Annotated in this window: 18 protein-coding genes; 12 read left to right on the top strand and 6 right to left on the bottom strand. The window is 39.2% G+C overall.

Going from position 1 to position 19,565, the window contains the following annotated elements:
• Positions 1 to 58 precede the first annotated feature (58 nt).
• A complete protein-coding gene (locus GVV22_RS06330) occupies positions 59 to 574 on the bottom strand; it encodes a hypothetical protein (RefSeq protein WP_159649295.1) in 516 nt (171 codons plus the stop codon).
• Between the two features lie 71 nt (positions 575 to 645).
• Positions 646 to 1,077 (bottom strand): GNAT family N-acetyltransferase, encoded by a 432-nt coding sequence (locus GVV22_RS06325; RefSeq protein ID WP_159649294.1) that lies wholly within the window; start codon positions 1,075 to 1,077, stop codon positions 646 to 648.
• Positions 1,078 to 1,241: 164 nt separating this feature from the next.
• Between GVV22_RS06325 and GVV22_RS06320 the strand changes: the two genes are divergently transcribed.
• Genes GVV22_RS06320 through GVV22_RS06310 form a run of 3 tightly spaced genes read left to right on the top strand, consistent with a single transcriptional unit; the run spans position 1,242 to position 4,618 of the window.
• Positions 1,242 to 1,802: a DUF1697 domain-containing protein gene (locus tag GVV22_RS06320; RefSeq protein WP_159649293.1), complete on the top strand. Its 561-nt coding sequence runs from the start codon at positions 1,242 to 1,244 to the stop codon at positions 1,800 to 1,802.
• 11 nt (positions 1,803 to 1,813) lie between these two features.
• The gene (locus GVV22_RS06315; RefSeq protein ID WP_159649292.1) at positions 1,814 to 3,157 is read left to right on the top strand and encodes an FGGY family carbohydrate kinase; all 1,344 of its coding nucleotides are present in this window, start codon (positions 1,814 to 1,816) and stop codon (positions 3,155 to 3,157) included.
• A gap of 57 nt (positions 3,158 to 3,214) precedes the next feature.
• Positions 3,215 to 4,618 (top strand): amidase, encoded by a 1,404-nt coding sequence (locus GVV22_RS06310; protein WP_159649291.1) that lies wholly within the window; start codon positions 3,215 to 3,217, stop codon positions 4,616 to 4,618.
• A gap of 17 nt (positions 4,619 to 4,635) precedes the next feature.
• Here the strand turns inward: GVV22_RS06310 and GVV22_RS06305 are convergent, their stop codons facing one another.
• The gene (locus GVV22_RS06305; protein WP_159649290.1) at positions 4,636 to 5,055 is read right to left on the bottom strand and encodes an Rrf2 family transcriptional regulator; all 420 of its coding nucleotides are present in this window, start codon (positions 5,053 to 5,055) and stop codon (positions 4,636 to 4,638) included.
• Between the two features lie 140 nt (positions 5,056 to 5,195).
• Here GVV22_RS06305 and GVV22_RS06300 point away from each other — a divergent pair, with 140 nt between their 5' ends.
• The 4 genes from GVV22_RS06300 (at position 5,196) to GVV22_RS06285 (ending at position 10,079) form a co-directional block, all read left to right on the top strand.
• Positions 5,196 to 5,828: an NAD(P)-dependent oxidoreductase gene (locus GVV22_RS06300; protein WP_159649289.1), complete on the top strand. Its 633-nt coding sequence runs from the start codon at positions 5,196 to 5,198 to the stop codon at positions 5,826 to 5,828.
• Between the two features lie 130 nt (positions 5,829 to 5,958).
• Positions 5,959 to 8,754: a cation-translocating P-type ATPase gene (locus tag GVV22_RS06295; RefSeq protein WP_159649288.1), complete on the top strand. Its 2,796-nt coding sequence runs from the start codon at positions 5,959 to 5,961 to the stop codon at positions 8,752 to 8,754.
• 5 nt (positions 8,755 to 8,759) lie between these two features.
• Positions 8,760 to 9,404, top strand: coding sequence for a potassium channel family protein (locus GVV22_RS06290; RefSeq protein WP_159649287.1), 645 nt, complete (start codon positions 8,760 to 8,762; stop codon positions 9,402 to 9,404).
• 12 nt (positions 9,405 to 9,416) lie between these two features.
• Positions 9,417 to 10,079 carry a potassium channel family protein gene (locus tag GVV22_RS06285; RefSeq protein ID WP_159649286.1) on the top strand — a complete coding sequence of 221 codons (663 nt, stop codon included), beginning with the start codon at positions 9,417 to 9,419 and terminating at the stop codon, positions 10,077 to 10,079.
• Between the two features lie 20 nt (positions 10,080 to 10,099).
• Here the strand turns inward: GVV22_RS06285 and GVV22_RS06280 are convergent, their stop codons facing one another.
• On the bottom strand, positions 10,100 to 12,130 hold the full coding sequence (locus GVV22_RS06280; protein WP_159649285.1) for an InlB B-repeat-containing protein: 2,031 nt from the start codon (positions 12,128 to 12,130) through the stop codon (positions 10,100 to 10,102).
• 564 nt (positions 12,131 to 12,694) lie between these two features.
• Here GVV22_RS06280 and GVV22_RS06275 point away from each other — a divergent pair.
• From GVV22_RS06275 to GVV22_RS06265, 3 genes are all read left to right on the top strand, one after another.
• The gene (locus tag GVV22_RS06275) at positions 12,695 to 15,121 is read left to right on the top strand and encodes a hypothetical protein (protein ID WP_159649284.1); all 2,427 of its coding nucleotides are present in this window, start codon (positions 12,695 to 12,697) and stop codon (positions 15,119 to 15,121) included.
• Between the two features lie 101 nt (positions 15,122 to 15,222).
• Positions 15,223 to 15,678 (top strand): nucleoside deaminase, encoded by a 456-nt coding sequence (locus GVV22_RS06270; protein WP_159649283.1) that lies wholly within the window; start codon positions 15,223 to 15,225, stop codon positions 15,676 to 15,678.
• A 15-nt stretch (positions 15,679 to 15,693) separates the two neighbouring features.
• Positions 15,694 to 16,344: a Type 1 glutamine amidotransferase-like domain-containing protein gene (locus GVV22_RS06265; protein ID WP_159649282.1), complete on the top strand. Its 651-nt coding sequence runs from the start codon at positions 15,694 to 15,696 to the stop codon at positions 16,342 to 16,344.
• 30 nt (positions 16,345 to 16,374) lie between these two features.
• Here the strand turns inward: GVV22_RS06265 and GVV22_RS06260 are convergent, their stop codons facing one another.
• Together GVV22_RS06260 and GVV22_RS06255 are read right to left on the bottom strand one after the other, a co-directional pair.
• Positions 16,375 to 17,094, bottom strand: a complete 720-nt coding sequence (locus tag GVV22_RS06260; protein ID WP_159649281.1) for an SIS domain-containing protein — start codon at positions 17,092 to 17,094, stop codon at positions 16,375 to 16,377.
• Positions 17,095 to 18,276, bottom strand: coding sequence for a hypothetical protein (locus GVV22_RS06255; RefSeq protein ID WP_159649280.1), 1,182 nt, complete (start codon positions 18,274 to 18,276; stop codon positions 17,095 to 17,097).
• A gap of 87 nt (positions 18,277 to 18,363) precedes the next feature.
• Here GVV22_RS06255 and GVV22_RS06250 point away from each other — a divergent pair, with 87 nt between their 5' ends.
• Both GVV22_RS06250 and GVV22_RS06245 read left to right on the top strand, forming a co-directional pair.
• Positions 18,364 to 19,074, top strand: a complete 711-nt coding sequence (locus GVV22_RS06250; RefSeq protein ID WP_159649279.1) for a GntR family transcriptional regulator — start codon at positions 18,364 to 18,366, stop codon at positions 19,072 to 19,074.
• 165 nt (positions 19,075 to 19,239) lie between these two features.
• Positions 19,240 to 19,536 carry a hypothetical protein gene (locus GVV22_RS06245; protein ID WP_159649278.1) on the top strand — a complete coding sequence of 99 codons (297 nt, stop codon included), beginning with the start codon at positions 19,240 to 19,242 and terminating at the stop codon, positions 19,534 to 19,536.
• Positions 19,537 to 19,565: the final 29 nt, after the last annotated feature.

The following is a 19,565-nucleotide window of genomic DNA, read 5'->3' as shown; positions in this document are numbered from 1 at the left end:
AATGACAGCTTGTCAGGTAGCTACTAAATGAGTATCTGATGTGCGTCGTATCTTGGGGTCACGATTGCCTGAGTTTGATTGGATAGGGTAGTAATAGTTCAAAGGTGCTGTTTAGCCTTTGAACTTTTTTGTAGTTAAGCTTGGAAATAGAAAACGCATAGTATTCTATGCGTTCGGGATTATTGCTGTTGAATTTTGGTGATCGTAGGTGTAATTTCAAAGAAATAGTGCGTTTGGGATTTCGCAAATTGATGGTAAGGGCGTCATCGTTACTTTCTTTTAATTGTACATTCCATGTCTCATTGTTCTTATCAAAGACGACAGTATGATGCAGTTTCTTCTTTAATAAATCAATGTAGAAGCTAATACCTTGAATCGCACATTGCGCATCGTCAGTATTTTGTAATGTCACATGAACCTGTTGATCTGAGCGTGTTGTATATTTCTTGTGATTGAATGAGGATACAACGCATCTCGCCTGCGGTGCTGGTTGATTCTTATAGTGCCAAAAGACGGCAAAGCAGATAATCATTGTGATTGTCAGTATAATACCAATTATAATGTTTCGTTTCATAAAAACTCCTTAATGGATACAAGTATAGCCATTTAGACATTAAAATTAAAGTTTTTATGTTTAAGCGGTAATTATTTTTTTATTGAGTCGTGGCGAATCATTTTTAGATAGGTGTGGCCATTTTTGTCATGAGGATGACCATAACTCTCAAAGCCGAATTTTTGATAAAACGATACTTTTTCGATGCGTGCGTTTAAAAGCAATGTTCCGCTGTATTGTTCGATAATATAGTTTAATAGTGCTGTCCCTATACCGTGATTTTGATATGACGTGAGTGTCGCAAATTTTCGAATTTGATAGGCTGAATCGGTCTTGAAGACAGAAAGTACACTCACACACTGATTATCCAGAAAATAGCCATAGTGAACGGCTTCATGATCGCCAGGGACAAAGACACGATTGCGGGAGTCGAAGGGATACATTACAGTATGTCGCAGTGTATAAACCGTTTCGAGGTCTACATAATCGATTCGGCCATTCATAGTTGAAACCTTATTATTCATCGTTATCCTCCATCTGTTTTTATCATTATAAATAAGCCATCACGTATACGCAACAGTGATAGATTTTTTACAAAGAAATAGTTTCCAAAAACGGAACAGATTAACGATATAATGTTTGCTTTCCAGAAAGAGCTATGGCACGATTAAAGTACGAGGTGGCACTAATGCCATATTATGTAGCTTTTTTAAGAGGTATTAATATTGGTGGTAAAAACATCATTGCGATGAAGGCATTAAAAGAGGCATTTGAAACGTCGGGATTTCGTGATGTTCAAACGTATATAAATAGTGGTAATGTTATTTTTAAAACGGAAGAAGCCGATGAAATACATTTGATTGAAAAAATTGAAGCCTTAATTCAAGTGTCTTTTTCACGCACCATTCCAGTCACCATTAGAAGCTATGAAAATTTAAAAATGATAGTTCATGAAGCGCCGGAATGGTGGGCAACAAATGATAAAAGCACTTATCACAATGCATTATTTGTTATCGATCCATTGACACCCCAAGATGTTCAAGACATCTTAGGACCGCATAAAGAAGCAATTGAAACAATGGTTATTGGTGATGGTCTTATTTATTGGAGTTGTGTCCTTGCGTCTTTTAATAAGACTGTAGGTTCAAAACTTGCAAGTTCTAAAGCCAATCACGGTGTTACTGTTCGCACGGCAAATACTGTAAAGAAAATTATTGCACTTATTGAACGTGCGGATCAAAATAGGTAAGGGGTTTATAGATGGATTTAAAAATTGTAAGTATCGACATTGGAACCACAAATATCAAAGCCGCATATTTTGAAGGACCCCGATGCCACGAGGTTAGACAGGTAACGATTGAAACCAGGACGTGTGATAGGGAACAAACTCAAGATGCGCCAACAATTCTCAAACATGTTCAAGAACTCATTGATTATGGTGTACGTCATTTTGAAATTGGCCACATTGTTTTAACCACAGCAATGCATTCGCTTATTTATCGTGATGAAAATCAGCGCGATGAACCGATGATTTTGTGGTCCGATAATCGATCAAAACCGAGTATGGAAGCGTTGTGTACGATGGACATTCCATTTTATGAGCGCACTGGAACGCCTTTGCATCCAATGTCGCCCCTCACAAAATTGTATCAGGATCGTGCCAAACCCATAGCGTTTGTCTATGATCTGAAGGCATATCTCATGGAGGCCTTGACGGGACTATTTGTAACTGATATTTCGAGTGCTTCGGCGTCAGGGTGCTTTAACATCCACACACATACATGGGATTTGGAAATTTTAAATCTGATTCACAAAGACATCACACAATTTCCGCGTGTCGTTCCTGTAACCTATCAAGCACCAATGCAACACGGTGATCGTGTTTTAACCGTCACGATAGGAGCCACGGATGGTGTGATGGCATCTGCGTTCTTCATGCAAGATACTTACCGCCATCAGACAAAGTATGTCATGAGTATTGGTACAAGTATTGGTGTTCGGTATTATGCAACGAAACCTGTCCTATCATCGACCCATACTACGTTTTGTTATATTTTTAATAAAAAGGCCTATTTATGTGGGAATGCTTCCAACAATGGTGGCAATCTCTATCAATGGGTAAGTGATACCTATTTCAACGGAACCTTGCCTTTTGAGAAACTCGTTGATTTCCTTGAAATGGCAAATCCCGAGCATATTGAACTGTTGGCAAAACCGTATGTATTTGGGGAGCGCGGTCCTTTTTGGCGAATCAATCAGAACTTGCAATTTAATATGCAAAGCAATAATAATACGGTGACGACTCAAGCAATATTTCTGGGGATGATTGCGAACATTGATCTGATGTTAGAGAGTATTGGATTTGATCATAATCATGCTATCTTTTTGACCGGGGCATTTTTGAAAAATTCGCGCATGGCCCAAAGGGTAGCAGACTTACTAAATGTTACACTTTTGTATCTTGAGGATGAAAACAGTGTATGTGAAGCGGCTGTATCCCTTTTAGGCGTAACATTACCAACCAAACCAATCATAAGGATTACACCGCATTCCAAACGTCAATCACTACATCGGCAAAAACAATACATTCTGCAAAAACGCTAAGAAGGCGTGATGTATGCGTCCATGCCAAAGATAACCCCAACGATTAAAGGAGAAATTATGAATCTAAAACAGACACTTCAAGCTTTAGAACAGGGAGATGTTACCCCTAAACAATTAGTGCAAGCATCCATCCAAGCGATTGAACAAAACAATAAGAACTTCAATGCGGTGGTACATACACGATTCGAAGCGGCGCTTTCTGAATCCGAAAGAGACTTTAGCCAGACGGTGTTTAAAGGGACTCCAATTTTGATCAAAAGCTTGGGTCATAGTCTCAAAGGGGAACCGAGCACGGCAGCATCATGCCTCTTTAAAGACATGAAAGCTCGGCACACGAATAACTTCGTACAAGCCATCTTAGATCTTGGATTTATAGTTGTGGGACAGACCAATAGCCCTGAGTTTGGATTTAAGAATATTACAGATTCTAAACTTTATGGAATCACACGAAACCCACGAAATCGGAAGACAACACCTGGGGGTTCAAGTGGTGGTGCAGCTGCAGCGTTGGTTGCAGGATTTACCCCTGTCGTCGCAGCAAGTGATGGTGGTGGTTCCATTCGAATTCCGGCGAGCTATACCGGGCTAGTAGGCCTTAAACCAACACGTGGAAGTATTCCGACTGGACCCTATTCGCATCGCGGTTGGCAAGGGGCATCAATGAATTTCTTCTTAACACAAACCGTGACAGATACGGAATTATTGTTTGAAGCAATCAAGCAGAATACGGTCGCCTCACCTTTTAATTATGTGGAGGAAAAAGCAATACCGCATCGGCCGTTGCGAGTTGCATATTCTGATGTATCACCTGTGGGGAGTGTAGTCAGTGATGATGCTAAAACTGCATTAATGCAAACGGTCCAACACCTTGAATCATTAGGTCATACACTTGTTTATGAGGCTCCTGACTATAATGGGATGAAGTTGATGGAAACGTATTATAGGGTAAATGGTGTTGAAACGGCAGCGATGTTCAAAGAAGTTGAGTTATCATTGAACCGTTCGATACAAAAAGATGACATTGAACTCATGTCGTGGGTGCTTTATCACTACGGCTTGAAGGTTACGGGGTGGGAAATGGTGGATGCACTCAATTACTGGGATCGTGTCAGTGACATTATGCACCAGTTTCATCAATCGTATGATCTATATTTAACACCAACAACGGCTAAGGCGGCACCGGCTGTGGATTACGTATATCACACCGACGCGTTCATGAAAAAAATGGTAAACATTGAAGATGATGCTAACCCTTATCAAGTGGTTTGGGACATGTTTGAAGCATCTTTAGCCTATACACCATTTACGATGCTTGCGAATATCACTGGGCAACCGGCATTAAGCCTTCCCGTATATAAGAATGAAGCTAATGAGCACTTTGGAGTCCAACTGATGGCGGGCAAAGGGAATGAAGCATTGTTGTTTGCAATTTCTAAGCAACTTATGCATGAAAAGGACTGAGATAAACTCAGTCCTTTTTAAATTTCTACTTTATGAATGACATCTTCGAATGTTGTTTTCTTTAATTCATTGATCATTGCGTTTTGAACATCATCAAGGTATCCATCAAGTACCGTGTGAACTTGTTTTCCGACGGGGCAATTAGGATTCGGATTATCATGAAAGGCAAAGAGATCATCCTGAATACTGTCGACGGCAATGAAGACATCATACAACGTAAAGGACGTAGGATCTTTCGCGATGTGGGCACCACCAGCCCCCCGTTGAATCGCTACAAGATCTGCTTTTTTTAATTGGCCAAGAACATTTCGGATGATGACCGGATTGACGTTGACACTCTCTGCAATAAAATCACTGGTGATTTTATGATTGCCATCAAATGTATAAATACAGATTAATGAATGTAAAGCAATGGTGAAACGACTACTTATTTGCATAATACTACCTCTTGTTATGTATAAGTATAGGTAGAGCAGGTTGTAATGTCAATGGTTGTAACTATTGACATTACAACAAAAGGGGTATAATCTATTGATGTAAGTGTTGTGGTTACAACCGAACGCCAGGAGGAAAATTTATGAAAATAGCAGTAATAGGTGCAAGTGGAAAAGCAGGTAGATTGATTGTTGATGAGGCAATTGCCCGAGGTCATGAAGTCACCGCTTTCGTCCGCGACGCAAATAAAGTAACTAACAAGGATGCATTAGTGTTTGAAAGTGATTTATTTGACTTAAAATCAGAAGATTTAGTAGGTTTTGATAGTGTTGTTGACGCATTTGGATTTTTCGGTGAAGATCAAACCGTCCACGTTACATCTCTTAATCACATCGCAAATCTTGTAGCTGAAACACCCACACGTCTTTTAGTCGTTGGTGGGGCAGGGAGTCTCTATGTTGATGAAGCACTAACAACCCAACTGATGCAAACAGAAGGCTTTCCAGAAGCATATTTGCCAATGGCTTCAAATATGGGGAAAGCACTTGATCAACTTCGCGAAAGAGCGGATGTGAAATGGACGTATGTCTCTCCTGCAGCGGATTTTAGAGCTGATGGGATTCGTACAGGTAGCTATACATTGGCAGGTGAAGTTCTAACACTAAATAGCCAAAACGAAAGCACCATTAGTTATGCAGACTATGCAATTGCAATGGTAGATGAAATCGAACAAGCGCATCATATTCAAAAGAGAATATCAGTCGTCTCAAAATAAAACGCCCCCCTTTAAAAGAGTATCATGGCTACTCTTTTTTTATGTTTTCAAGTCGAAAAATCAATCTTAATACCGTCTTAATACCAGTGGTGTTAGAATACTTTTATCTTTTGAAAAGAAGGGGAATAACATGAAGAAATATGACAATGACTCAGTCTATAAAGTTACGCCACAAGATGTCTACGAACACCTTGATGTAGATCGTAATGGCTTAAGTACTGATGAAGTAAAAAAACGTCAACAAGAATACGGAAAAAATGTGCTTAGAGAAGTGAAAGGTGAACCAATGTGGAAGAAATTTTTACATCACTTTTCCAGCTTGATGGCTATTTTGTTATGGTTTAGTGGGGGAATCGCAATCTTTGCAGATATGCCTCAATTAGGTATTTCAATTTGGCTCGTCAATGTCATCAATGGTGTTTTTGGTTTCTGGCAAGAATTCCAAGCAGGGAAAGCTACTGATGCATTGAAAAAAATGTTGCCGTCCTTTGCACGTGTCGTACGTGATGGTGAAGAACAACAAATTCTTACTGAAGAACTCGTTGTGGGTGATATTTTAATTATTGCGGAAGGCGATCGTATCTCCGTTGATGCCCGTCTTGTCGAATGCAGTGATTTGAATGTGGACCAATCGACCTTAACGGGTGAATCAAATCCAGTCCGTCGGAATGCGGATGCCGTTTTGGGTGATGATTTATCACGGTTTGAAATTCGAAACTTAATTTTCGCTGGAACTTCAGTTTCAAGTGGAACCGGAAAAGCAATCGTTTATGCGACAGGTATGAATACGGAATTTGGAAAAATTGCCAATCTTACCCAAAACATGAAAGAAGAGAAAAGTCCACTCCAACAAGAATTAGATGTTCTTACGAAACAAATCTCGATTATTGCTACATCAATTGGTATTTTGTTCTTTATTATCTCAGTGTTCTTTGTCCAAGAAACACTTGCAAAATCATTCATCTTTGCCTTGGGGATGATTGTTGCCTTTATTCCAGAAGGTTTACTACCGACTGTAACGTTGTCACTTGCGATTGCTGTGAAACGAATGGCTAAAGAAAACGCATTAGTTAAAAAATTATCGGCTGTTGAAACCTTAGGTTCTACTTCCGTTATCTGTTCAGATAAAACGGGAACATTAACCCAAAACGAAATGACCGTTAGCAACGTCTGGACTTTGGATCATGAATATGATGTTAGTGGTCTAGGATATGCCCCAGAAGGTCAAATCACACTCGATGGAGAAGCTATCAAGGTGTACGATCACACCAACCTTCAAACAATTCTTCGTGCTGCTGCATTATGTAGCAATGCGAAAGTGGTCGCTCCGAATGAAGATAATGATCGTTATACAGTCTTAGGCGACCCTACTGAAGCGTGTTTGGGTGTTGTGGCACAAAAGGGTGGAATTAATCTTGATTCCTTAACCACAGAGGCTTTACGTCTTCGCGAACTTCCTTTTGATTCAACGCGTAAACGCATGACAACAATTCATGATTATTCCTACAAAATTCATGGTGACCAACGAATCGCTTTTGTCAAAGGAGCACCTCGTGAAATCCTAGAAATCTCAAGTCACGTAGAACGTAATGGTGAACGCATAGCGATGGAATCAGCGTTCTTTGATGAAGCAATGGAAGCAAACGATATGTACGCTCGTAATGGGTTGCGTGTTTTAGCAGTCGCGTATCGTGCTTTAGATCATGAAACGTCTCTTCCAAACACGATGAGTCAATATACACCTGAAATCATCGAAGACGACCTCACATTCTTAGGTTTAGTTGTTATGTCCGATCCAGCACGTCCAGAAGTCAGTGATGCCGTAAAAATCTGTCATGATGCAAGCATCCGTATTATAATGATTACAGGAGACTATGGTCTAACCGCTGAAAGTATTGCTAAAAAAATTGGAATTGTAAAAACGGAACATCCACGTGTTATTACTGGATCTGAACTTTACAAACTTTCCGATGATGAACTTAAACATGCACTTGAGGATGAGGTAATCTTTGCTCGTGTTGCACCTGAGCAAAAATATCGCGTCGTCGCAACGCTTCAAGAACTTGGACATATTGTTGCGGTTACAGGTGATGGTGTTAACGACGCCCCAGCACTAAAAAAAGCTGATATAGGGGTTGCTATGGGAATCACTGGAACCGATGTTGCGAAAGAAGCAGCCGATGTTATTCTAACGGATGACAACTTTGCATCAATCGTTAAAGCAGTTGAGGAAGGCCGTGCAGTTTATAGCAATATCCGTAAATTCTTAACGTATATCCTCAATAGTAATATGGCAGAAGCCATTCCGTCTGTAGCCTTCCTATTGTCACGTGGTGCAATTCCATTACCACTTACAATTATGCAAATTCTTGCAATTGACCTTGGAACAGACATGTTACCAGCACTTGGACTTGGCACCGAGCAACCTGAAGAAGGAATTATGAACAAACCACCACGGAAACGCGGTGAAGCACTCTTAAACAAAAAAACATTCATTATTGCCTTCTTCTGGTATGGCTTGATACTTTCAGCATTTGCAATGTTTGGTTACTTCTTTATCTACTTTATGCACAGTAACTGCCCACAAACAAGCCTCCTCGAAAATGGCAGTGTCTACCGCCAAGCAACAACAATGGCACTTGCAATGATCGTCTTTGGTCAAATTGGGATGGTACTCAACTGCCGTACAGAAAGCCAATCAATCTTTAAACGCGGAATTTTCACCAATTCAAAAGTATTGATCGGTATCGTTGTAGAAATACTGTTGATTGCGTCACTGATGTATGTTCCAGCTTTACAAAATATCTTTGATACTGCACCATTGGGTTGGATGGAATGGATGATCTTAATCCTAATTCCTATTCCTGCTATCTTATTGGATGAATTACGTAAAAAATATATTCGCAATCATATCGTGAAAGGATAATTAACATGAAAATTATAATAGTTGGATGTGGACGTATGGGAACTGAATTAATCCACACTCTAAGTCAAGACAACAATGACATTATTGCTATTGATACCGATGCATCGGTATTAAAACGGTTACCAGAATATGATAATGTTACCTACATGGTAGGAGTTGGTTTTGATAAAGAGGTCTTAGAAAATGCCGATATTAATCACGCAGATGCAGTCGTATCATGCACAGATAGCGATGAAACCAATGCTTTAATTGGTCGAATTGCCCGCAATCTATATGCGGTTCCTAAAGTAATTGCGCGTCAATACAATACAAAGAATGCTTCAATTTATGCAATGTTGGGTGTTCAAACTGTTTCGACAACAGAATGGGGAACACGCCGCGTTGTGAAACTCTTAACCAAAACAGATATGGATAGTATTGCAACGATTGGTAATAGTGATGTTGAAATTATCAAACTCATGGTTACACCTTTGTTAATTGGGAAGAACATTGAAACAGTTAATAATTTAGGCGTTCAGGTTGTGAGTGTTATGCGTAATAACAACGCATTTATTCCTGAACGAGGTGCAGTACTCGAAGCAAATGATGAACTGTATATTGCGGTACAAAACAATGACCTGGACACATTGAAAAGTGTCCTAGGTCTTTAGGGGGAAATCATAATGAAAGCAATAATTATTGGTGGCGGACAAGTAGGTTCATATGTTGCGAAGCTCCTAATCCAGAATGACTACGATGTTTCGATCATTGAAAATCGTGAAAAACCTTTAGAAAAAATTAAAAATGATTTTCCAGAAAAAATGCTTGTACGTGGAACTGGAAGTGATCCAGATACATTAGAACGTGCTGGAATCGTCTCTGCTGATGTTGTCGTTGCGGTAACAGGAGAAGACCAAGTCAACCTTGTGGTCGCTACCATTGCGAAGTATGAGTATGGCATTAAACGTGTTATTGCCCGTGTGAACAATCCGCGAAACACATGGTTGTTTAATCAATCCATGGGTGTGGATGTCGCTGTCAATCAGGCAGACCTTGTATCTCGGATTGTTATGGATGAAATCGATATGAAGAGTTTATCAACACTCTTGAAAATAAATAAAGGAAAAAATTCTATCGTTCAGATGGGGATTCAAGAGGGTTCTGCTGCAGCAAATAAACAAATTAAAGATCTACAGCTACCCGATGAAACGATTCTAATTACACTGATTCGCGAAGATGATGTGATTGTTCTTAACGGAAGTGTTGAACTCAAAGCCAATGATACAGTGCTTGCACTGACAAATGAAAAAGGGCAATTCGCTTTGAATGCACTTTTCTCAAAATAAAAGGACCAAAGGGTCCTTTTTTATCTATTGTTTTTTCTACGATTTGTAACATATAAGGCAAAGCCACCAAGTATTAAGAAAGCGCCAGTTGCTTGGAATGATTTATTGGCGATTCCAGTGTTAGGAAGCGTTTCACCTTCTTCAGGTTTTACAACCTCAGGTTCGATTGGGGTAATTGGAATAATCGGGTCAACCGGGTCAACCGGATCAACCGGATCAATCGGGTCAACCGGATCAATCGGGTCAACCGGATTAATCGGGTCAACCGGATCAATCGGGTCAATCGGGTCAACCGGGTCAATCGGATCAATTGGATCAATCGGATCAATCGGATCAATTGGATCAATCGGTGCATCTTTTACCCATTTAGCATATAATACAGTGTCTGAATCAAGTAGGGTATCGAAATCAAATGGAGTTTCTAATGCTTCTGTCGTATACCATCCATCAAAAGTATAACCTTCGAAAGTTGGCGCTTCAGGAAGTTCTGCGGTTGTATTCTTATCAATGATTTGATCATCAACCTCAGTTCCTCCCATACTATCAAATGAAACCGTAATTTGCTCCACGACGTCATTCAAGTTAATTAGAAGACGGTATCGTGTATCGATATAGATATTCTCATCAGGTAAAAGCCCCCCACCTGATTGTGTATCTTCATACGGTATTTCAGTACGTGCTGAGAATGAACCAATATATCCAGGATGATTCATAAAGTCAATACCATTTTCATTTTGATCAAATTCTTTTTTCATCATCGAATACTGAAGTTCGGTTAAGTATATATTGATTGATTTAAAAGTGATGTTACTTAGTTGATTATCAGAATCTGCTTCAATAAGAGATCCATCTGGTAAGATATACTCAATTAAAACAGGTGCTTGTAGAAGTTCTAAATCTTCATCACTTATTTCAAAGCTGAAATTAGGGAAGTAGTTAATGGATGAATCTGAAGTTTGATACATGTAGTTTGAATCGAGTGCAAGGTTATTGTTTTGATCCAAGTATACAAACATATTTGGATTATCCATCGTGACCTTGAACATTGGGATCCCATTCTTATCAACCGCTTCAGCATTTGCATAGAAAGTGTTATAGATTTCTCCTGCATTGATTGATACATTAATTGGTAAATTCTCAACATTCCAATCCATTAGGAACGTTTGATCAAAGAAACTTAAACTATAATCAAAATTGAGATATAAGGGATAGTCCTTTTGTCTTGTGGCTTCAAAATCCATGGCATTTAAATAGCGTACGATTTCATGTTGATAGAAAGTGGCATTATCCTTATTGTTTAAATTATCCGCAATATACTGTTCATACTCCATCCAAGACCCAGTATATTCAATTGGTAAAATATCTTTAAATGTAAGGTATTGCACAGTTTTAAGGGCACCAAGATATTCGAGCGATTCATTAGAAACTGAGTGTTCTTTTTCGATTCCGAGTGTTAATGTCTCAATATTCGTAAGATATTGAATTCCTTTATAGTCATAAACAGCGACGTTCTCATAGTCATTGGTGTCTTCATTGAAGAACAATTCTGTAGAATCAAACGAATTGATATCTTGTAACTCCAAATCACTGATTTGACCTGTAATCCCATAACTTAGTTCGAGTTTTCTTAGCATATCATCAGAGAAGGCATCGCGGCTGATCTCACTACCCCAACGAGCATAGAGCGTGATGTCTTCTGTCAACCGTTCCCAATCAAAAAACATGTTCTCAAGTTCAGGGTCGGTATACCACATATAGAAGACGGCATTTTCTTTTGTCGGATCCAATTGGCTTGTATCAATTTTCGAGTTTTTAGGTATCTCGATTTGTGTCTGTGACATTTGTCCACCATTTAGGTCAAATGTTACCGTAATCGTGTCCTCATTTTTGGTTGTTGTGTTTAATTCATTACGTGGTTGCTCAATATTTTTTCGGTCTACTGAGACATCCGGTTGTGTAGTGGTTGATTCTTCTGCTTTAAGTGTTGTAAAGTTTGCAGTACCCAAGATAACCATACAAATCGTGCTAGCAGCAATAATTACTTTTTTCATCGTGTTTCCCTCCGTATTTAGCAACGAAAATATGATAAATATTACACATTGTTTTCGCCGTTACACAAATATTAACGGAAAATGAATTTTGTTTGGTTGTGATGTCATAAAAAATATCTGTAATGTTACAAACAGACCTTTAAAACAATAAAAGTTCTATTCTAAGAGATTTGAATGTTAAGACGCAAATGACAAAACTTTGATATAAATGTGATAAATTTCAAAATGTGATCAAACCTCAATTTAACATAAGGATTAAGCAATAGGGTGATAGCGGTTACAACGGTAGTTCCGATACAATAACTGTGCACATAAGTGTTTAGGAGGAACTGATGAAGTTAAGAAAACTTATAATAGCGATTGTTTTTTCGTTGATGATGGTTGTAAGTGCTGTGCCGGTTGTTGCGCAAGAAACTAGCACTTCACAATCAACAATCTATTACATCGACAACATTTTTGGAAACGACGCCAATAGTGGAACTGCACCAGAACAAGCTTGGCAATCACTTGAACGCGTTAATAACCATGTGTTTGAACCTGGTAATAAGATTTTATTCAAGCGTGGTGGCCTGGCAAGGAGGGCTTGCTCCACAAGGAAGCGGTACTCAAGGGAATCGTATTGTTATTGGAGCATATGGCAATGGGGCATTACCACGACTAGACGGTAGTGGCGTTGAAAATACCATTCTCTTGAAAAATCAAGAACATTGGGAAATAAGTCATTTAGAGATAACCAATGAAGATCGGAGTGGGTTAGCACCGCAAGCACCACGACGTGGTGTTCACCTTTTAAACGTCAATTTTGGAGGTGAGGCGTTGACGGAGCATAATACAAAAACAACCACAACCTTAAATGACTTCTATATTCATGATTTATACATCCACGATGTCAAGGGTGAGGATAAGAAAGACGCAAATGGAAGTTCTGGAATTCAAGTAACTGTTAATATTCCAGATATGGTTGATGGAAAAATTCATAACAAAGACAGTATCAACCAACGGACAACATTTGACAATATTGTGATTGAAAACAATATTATTGATGATGTCCATCGTTCCGGTATTCTTTTCTGGACCGACTGGAAAAATAGAGACTTACTTCGACCAGAGGATCCTGCCTTCAACGAAAACTCTGTAACGCCATGGACGCCAATTACAAATGTTAAGATACGTGGAAACAAACTCTATAATATTGGCGGTGATGGTATTGCGCCGCACATGACCAAAGGAGCTCTTGTAGAATACAACTACTTAGATGGTTATAACTTAAAATCAACAGGTTATAATGCAGGAATGTGGGTATGGAATGCAGATGATACATTGTTCCAGTACAACGAAGTTACAGGCGGTTTCTCAACCCGTGATGGGATGCCATGGGACTTTGATCAAGGCTCCCAAGGTGTAGTGTATCAATACAATTATTCGTATAATAATGATGGAGGTACATTGTTATTGTGTGCTGAAAGCCGCGGTGGTGTTAAGGACGGAACGTTCAGATACAATATTAGTTATAATGATAAGTACCAAACTCTGACGGTTTGCCAAGGAAATAATCTCGAAGGGATTAATATTTACAACAATGTTTTTTACATTGATGAAACGACGAACACTGCACCACTTGTCAACCAAGGAGGGAACGTTCAAGCAAATATTTACAATAATATTTTTGTAAATAATGGACATGGCGGCTATGCAACTAAACCACGTTGGGAGTACTCAAACAATATCTTTGCGGGAAGTAATATTCCAAAACCAAATCAAATTCCGGGCAACAATCTAACGGGTGTCGATCCGATGTTTGCAGACGTAACATTCCCGGGTACAGTTCTTAATAAGGATATGAAAACACGTGATGTTACCGATTGGTCTGCACTCGATGGATTTAAAATTAGGGCAACATCGCCTGCAGTTAATGGAGGCCGATTTGTCAGTCTTGATATTAACAAACATCCTGGAACGGCAGGAACAGACTTCTTTCATAACTCAATTCATGACGGAGATTATGTTTACAATGGTCTTCCCGATATTGGAGCTCATGAATTCTCGGACGTTGAATTTGAGAAAGTAACACCATTTATACCTGCAACAGAGATTGAGCCTTCAATTCCACCTTTCGAGGTAAAACTTGAAAACGGAACATTTGAAGATACAACGAAACACACAAATAATGACCCTTGGAATTTCCAATGGAATGGCGCAATCACTTCAAATAATCCGTTTGAAGGCAAATATGCAGGCGAGATAAAGGCAGTTAATGGTGGCGCATCAATCGAGCATATTATCGCTGTCGCCCCTAATACAGAATATCGCATTGATGCGATGACGATGCGTGGTGATGCGAATCAAAAACTGACACTTGGCGTTAAATGGAACGATAAGCAAGGTAAGGAAGATAAGGAGTTTGTCGAAATTAAGCATACTGAATATCAACCAAGTTCCCTAACATTCACCACACCTGAAGGCGTTAATGCCGTAACTTTGTATTACTACAAAGCTTCTGGACCAGCCGTGGCTTCATATATCGACACTGTGTCCATTGAAAAAGTTATTAAGGTCGATACCAAAGAATTAGTGGCATTAATTCAAGAAATCGATGCAATTGACTCATCATTGTTCACACCAGAAAGCATGGGTGTGCTTAAGACAGTGTCAGATAAAGCAACTAAGCTTTTGCAAAGTGAGTCATTAAGCCAAGAAATGATTGACAATCTAATCTTGGAAATCAGAAATGCGAAAAGTAACTTAGTAAAAATCAATCCAGTTGATCCAGTTGATCCAGTTGATCCAATTGACCCAATCGATCCAGTTGATCCAGTTATGCCGTTTGAGCCAAATGAACCCGCAACACCTATTACGAATGAAACTAACAAAGAGACCGTACAGACATTACCAAACACGGGAATGAATGACTTAATTCCAATTAGCGCACTAGTACTTTCAAGTGTTGGTATTGTAATTGCTCTTGCTGCAAGAAGAAAAAATAAATCATAAATAGTAAAAGGGGCATAATAGCCCCTTTTGGGTCGATTGAAACACCATTGAATTATTAAGGTGATATAAATGTGCTAGAATGGATGAAAAGGAGCCGAAAGATGGATAAACATAGAGTATTTATGATGGAGGCATTAGACCTAGCAAGACAAGCAATGCGTGGTGGTGACGAACCTTTTGGTGCGTTGCTCGTGAAAAATGGAAAATGTGTTGCCACATCTGTGAATCGAATAAAGTCGTTTACTGACCCAACAATGCATGCAGAACTTGCGTTGATTAGTGAATTCTGCCGTAAGAACAAAATTACTGATTTATCTTCGTATACACTTTACACGAGCTGTGAACCGTGTTTCATGTGCTCTGGTGCAATGGTGTGGTCAACGTTAGGAACACTTGTATTCAGTGCAGGAAGCCGTGATTTGAATTACATTTTAGGTGAACCTCAGGTTAATAGTAGCGAAACAGTCTTTGCACATTCGCATTATCAACCCAATGTCATTCAACACGTACTTCATGAAGAAGGGATCGCAATTCTAACATCATACTTTAAAAAGTAAAAGGATATCACTGTAATGAGCATACATTATTACTTGGATTGGTATTATGACACGATGCCATCTAACATTCAAAAATCGTTGCATCAAGCCATTCGTCATCGTGAGACAATTGCTTTGATCTCAGGAGACCCTCTTTATTATGAAGGAGACAATCCACCACTTGTTGAATGTGAATGGCTTCTTCAAGCAGGTATTGAGTTTAGAAACTATGTTTTTGTTGACCATAAATTAAGTGCTAAAGAGGCGCGCACAGTGGTCAGCCAAGCATCAGTTGTGTCTATTCTAGGTGGCTATAATCTCGAACAAAAGAAAATGATCAATGACCTAGAACTTGACGATGTGATTCGCAATCATGAAGGTGTAATTATCGGAACTAGTGCTGGTGCCATAGATATGAGTGATAAATGGATGTGCTCACCGCGAAATAAATATGACGTCAAGACAGCATCACTTCAAGCAGGATTAGGATTAAATAAATTATCATTTGAGCCACACTTTGATTTAGAGAATCATGATTACATTGAAACAGATCTGATGCCGTTTTCGTATGAACTTCCAATTTACGCGCCTACAAAAAATGGCGCGATAAAAGTAGTTGATGAGATTGTGGAAGTGTTTGGAACCGTTTATAAACTGTCGAACGGACAGCTCCAAAGAATCGAGTAAAAAAGGGACGACGGTCCCTTTTTTTATTTTCTAACGAAGGTAAGTATCGAATAGAACATCATTATATGCATCGGCACCGTCTAAATTGGAACTCTTGAATACAGGCGGAACGATATTTCTGTGTACGAGTTCGTCCACGACGTTCACAACAAGTGTCTGAGCGATTGTGAGACCAATAATGTTACTTAAAGCACCGGTTGGGGTTTCGAATCCATCAATGTAGAAAGCTGCATCTCCTGCAGGTGAAAGATTGTCGATCGTTATATCTGCGATTTCAAACATCCGAAGACCACTCTCATGCCGTGATGTCGTATGTGTTGAGTGCTTCAATGATGTAATTGCAATAACATGCATTCCTAGGGCTTTAGCCTCTAAGCACATTTCAACTGGTACGTTATTTCTACCAGAATTGGATGTAACAATAATAACATCTCCAGCCCGAGGATTGTGAAGCTCAAGGATTGGTTTGGCATAACCAGAGATTCGTTCTATTTGAGTACTTTTTCCGACAGTTCCGTGAAGCATAAGTTCTGATGGAAGAATCGCCTCAATCGAAGCAAGTCCTCCAGCGCGGACGTAGAATTCTTCAGCAATCATATGCGAGTGGCCACTCCCAAAAGCTAAAATACGATTCCCTTGGGCAAGAGCCTCCGCCATGCAGGCGCTTGCTGCATCAATTGCAGGTGTTTGAGTTGTTGCAAGTTCAGCGATAGTTTTATTGATATATTCAAGATAAGTAAGTGTTTGCATTTAATGCGCCTCCATAGTATTTTTTAGAAAATGTATCATCCGTTCTGCCTCACCACGATCAATCACACTTGCATAAGATTCATAGGTGTTTTGATCAAAAGATTCGCAGGTTGTGAAATAGGACAAGTAACCGTTAGCAAGTGTCACAAGCTTTGTATTGGCTAAAGTGAATGCGTGTGATAACTCCGCTGGAATCGTGACAATACGTATGTTTTCAAAATTGATGATTTGAAAATGTGCAGAGATTGTTGATGGCGGATTTGATGATAAGAAACTACGTTCAAGTATTAATCCATCCAATTGGGTAAGTAGCTGAGGATTTTTAGTTTGCTCATATGCTAATTGCAGTTGTTCGATTTGACGATTATGCTTCGTTAATGTCGGCTTTGTTTTCAGGTCATAATAGCAGTCAGTAACATCAAGATGCTCCACCATGAAAGGAGTGGCCGTGTCTTTAAGTTTATCTATTTGCTGCCATAATATGTGTCCCATTCGCTCAATCTCAGCATATGAGGATTCTTGTCGCGTGAAACGGGTACTGATATCAGCGGAAGGTCCGTTCATAAACAAGAGAACATCAACGTCTTTCGCAAGATCCAGACCATAAAGTAGGTCTTTGCTATAGTGTTGATTTTGATTATTTAGAACTGTTGGATGACAAGGGAAAGAAAGCATCATTGTTGTCTTCGAAAAGGTTTTAAACTCAATAAACCACAATGTATTATTAATTGTTTTTTGAGGATGGATACGATGTGTCCATAAATTCTCAATAGAACCTTCCGCAAATGATGCCTCAAATGGTTCCATGGAAGATAATGATTCGTTGATGGCATCAAGAACTTGAAGGGCAACAAATTCAAGATAAGTATGATTGATATCCTGAAAGACATTACGCATGCCATGGAGTACGGATGATGTATCTAATGTTCCAACGGGACCTGCATGCGTGTGTGTCGCGAAAATAGAGATTGTGTAGTCATCGGGTAACCGACACTTAATGTAACGATAGAGATAATCATCGATACCAACTAGGTCTAGTGATACAAAAACATGGGTATCGATAATAACTACAGTTGCATTCAAAGAATCGTGGCTGCCAAGTGCAGGACGATGTCCCATGTAACCGGATAAAGGTAAGAGTTCGTGTGGAATAATAGAATTTACTGCGGAACCTATTTTCATAAAGCACCTCCTGAAATCATCATATACAGTTGTTTTCAACTTGTCAATACAAGTTGACTTGAAGTGTCTGTGAGGGATTGTTATAATATGATTATGAAAAACAAATATGAAGTTGTAATAGACTATATTAACCAAAGAATAGATTCGGGTTTCTATAAAGCACATCAAATGATTGATTCAGAGAATGAACTTGCGGAAGCCCTTAATATTTCACGTGTTACAGTTCGACGTGCGATTGACGAACTTGTCAGTGATCGTGTTTTGTATCGACAACATGGCCGTGGAACTTTTGTTCGAAGTATTCCGTCGTATAAAGAATTTCGCAATGGTGTCGGATTCACACGCGAGGTACTACGTCGTGATGAAATACCCAGCTCTAAAGATGTGGAGCTGCGTCGTATTTTTGCGAATGAAGATATTGCGCAGCAATTACAAATTATAGTGGGAGAACCTGTATGGGAGGTTAAGCGAACACGATGTGCCAATAATGTTCCAATTGTCTTTGAACATGTATACTTTCCAGAAAAACTTGTTGGTATTCTTGTTGAAGATGATTTAAGTGGATCGCTCTATGCCTTACTAGAGGCAAGAGGCATTCAATTTGATTATGCGGATCAGTCTTTACAGGCAATCTTGGCCGACGCACAATTATCAAAGCAACTTAACATTTCGGTAGGAGATCCCTTAATTAAAATGGAAGTTATCGCATATATGGAAAATGGGACACCCTTTAATTCAGGAAGTTCATACTATCAAACATCAAGTTTCAAGCTGTACCAAACCGTTTTTAATTCTTAAAGCTCACCAAAGGGTGGGCTTTTTTATGATTGAACAAAGCAATAAACCACTTAGTCACAAAAAGGTTCCTTCGAGACATACTTCGAAAAAAAAGAAATAAAAACATGATACTATACGAGAGGAAAAAGTTTAAAAAGAACCTATTTGATACTAAAGAGGTGAATCATGAAAAACATTATGATAATGATTGCATTACTGTTAACAATGGCCACTGGGAATATTTCAGCAGATAGTGGTTGGTATAACGAAGGGTGGTCGAACATAGACTTTGCTGGGAAAGCGTGTAATTCCAAGACAACCGTCTTTAGCCCAAACTACGAATATATCCGGACATGGGTTAAGATGGGAAATCGACGCCATACCAATACTAAATATTTTCCAAATGAAGGTGATTCGGTTCATACTTGGATTGTTGGACGCTTCGACCAAACATGTGAATATGGTGGCGATGCTGATGATTAGATAATCTAAACGAGTAATTTATTTTGGGG

Source organism: Erysipelothrix aquatica (genome assembly GCF_009828825.1).
GTDB lineage: Bacteria > Bacillota_I > Bacilli_A > Erysipelotrichales > Erysipelotrichaceae > Erysipelothrix > Erysipelothrix aquatica_A.
Note: the sequence above shows the minus strand (reverse complement) of the source record. Positions and strands in the feature narration are given on the sequence as shown.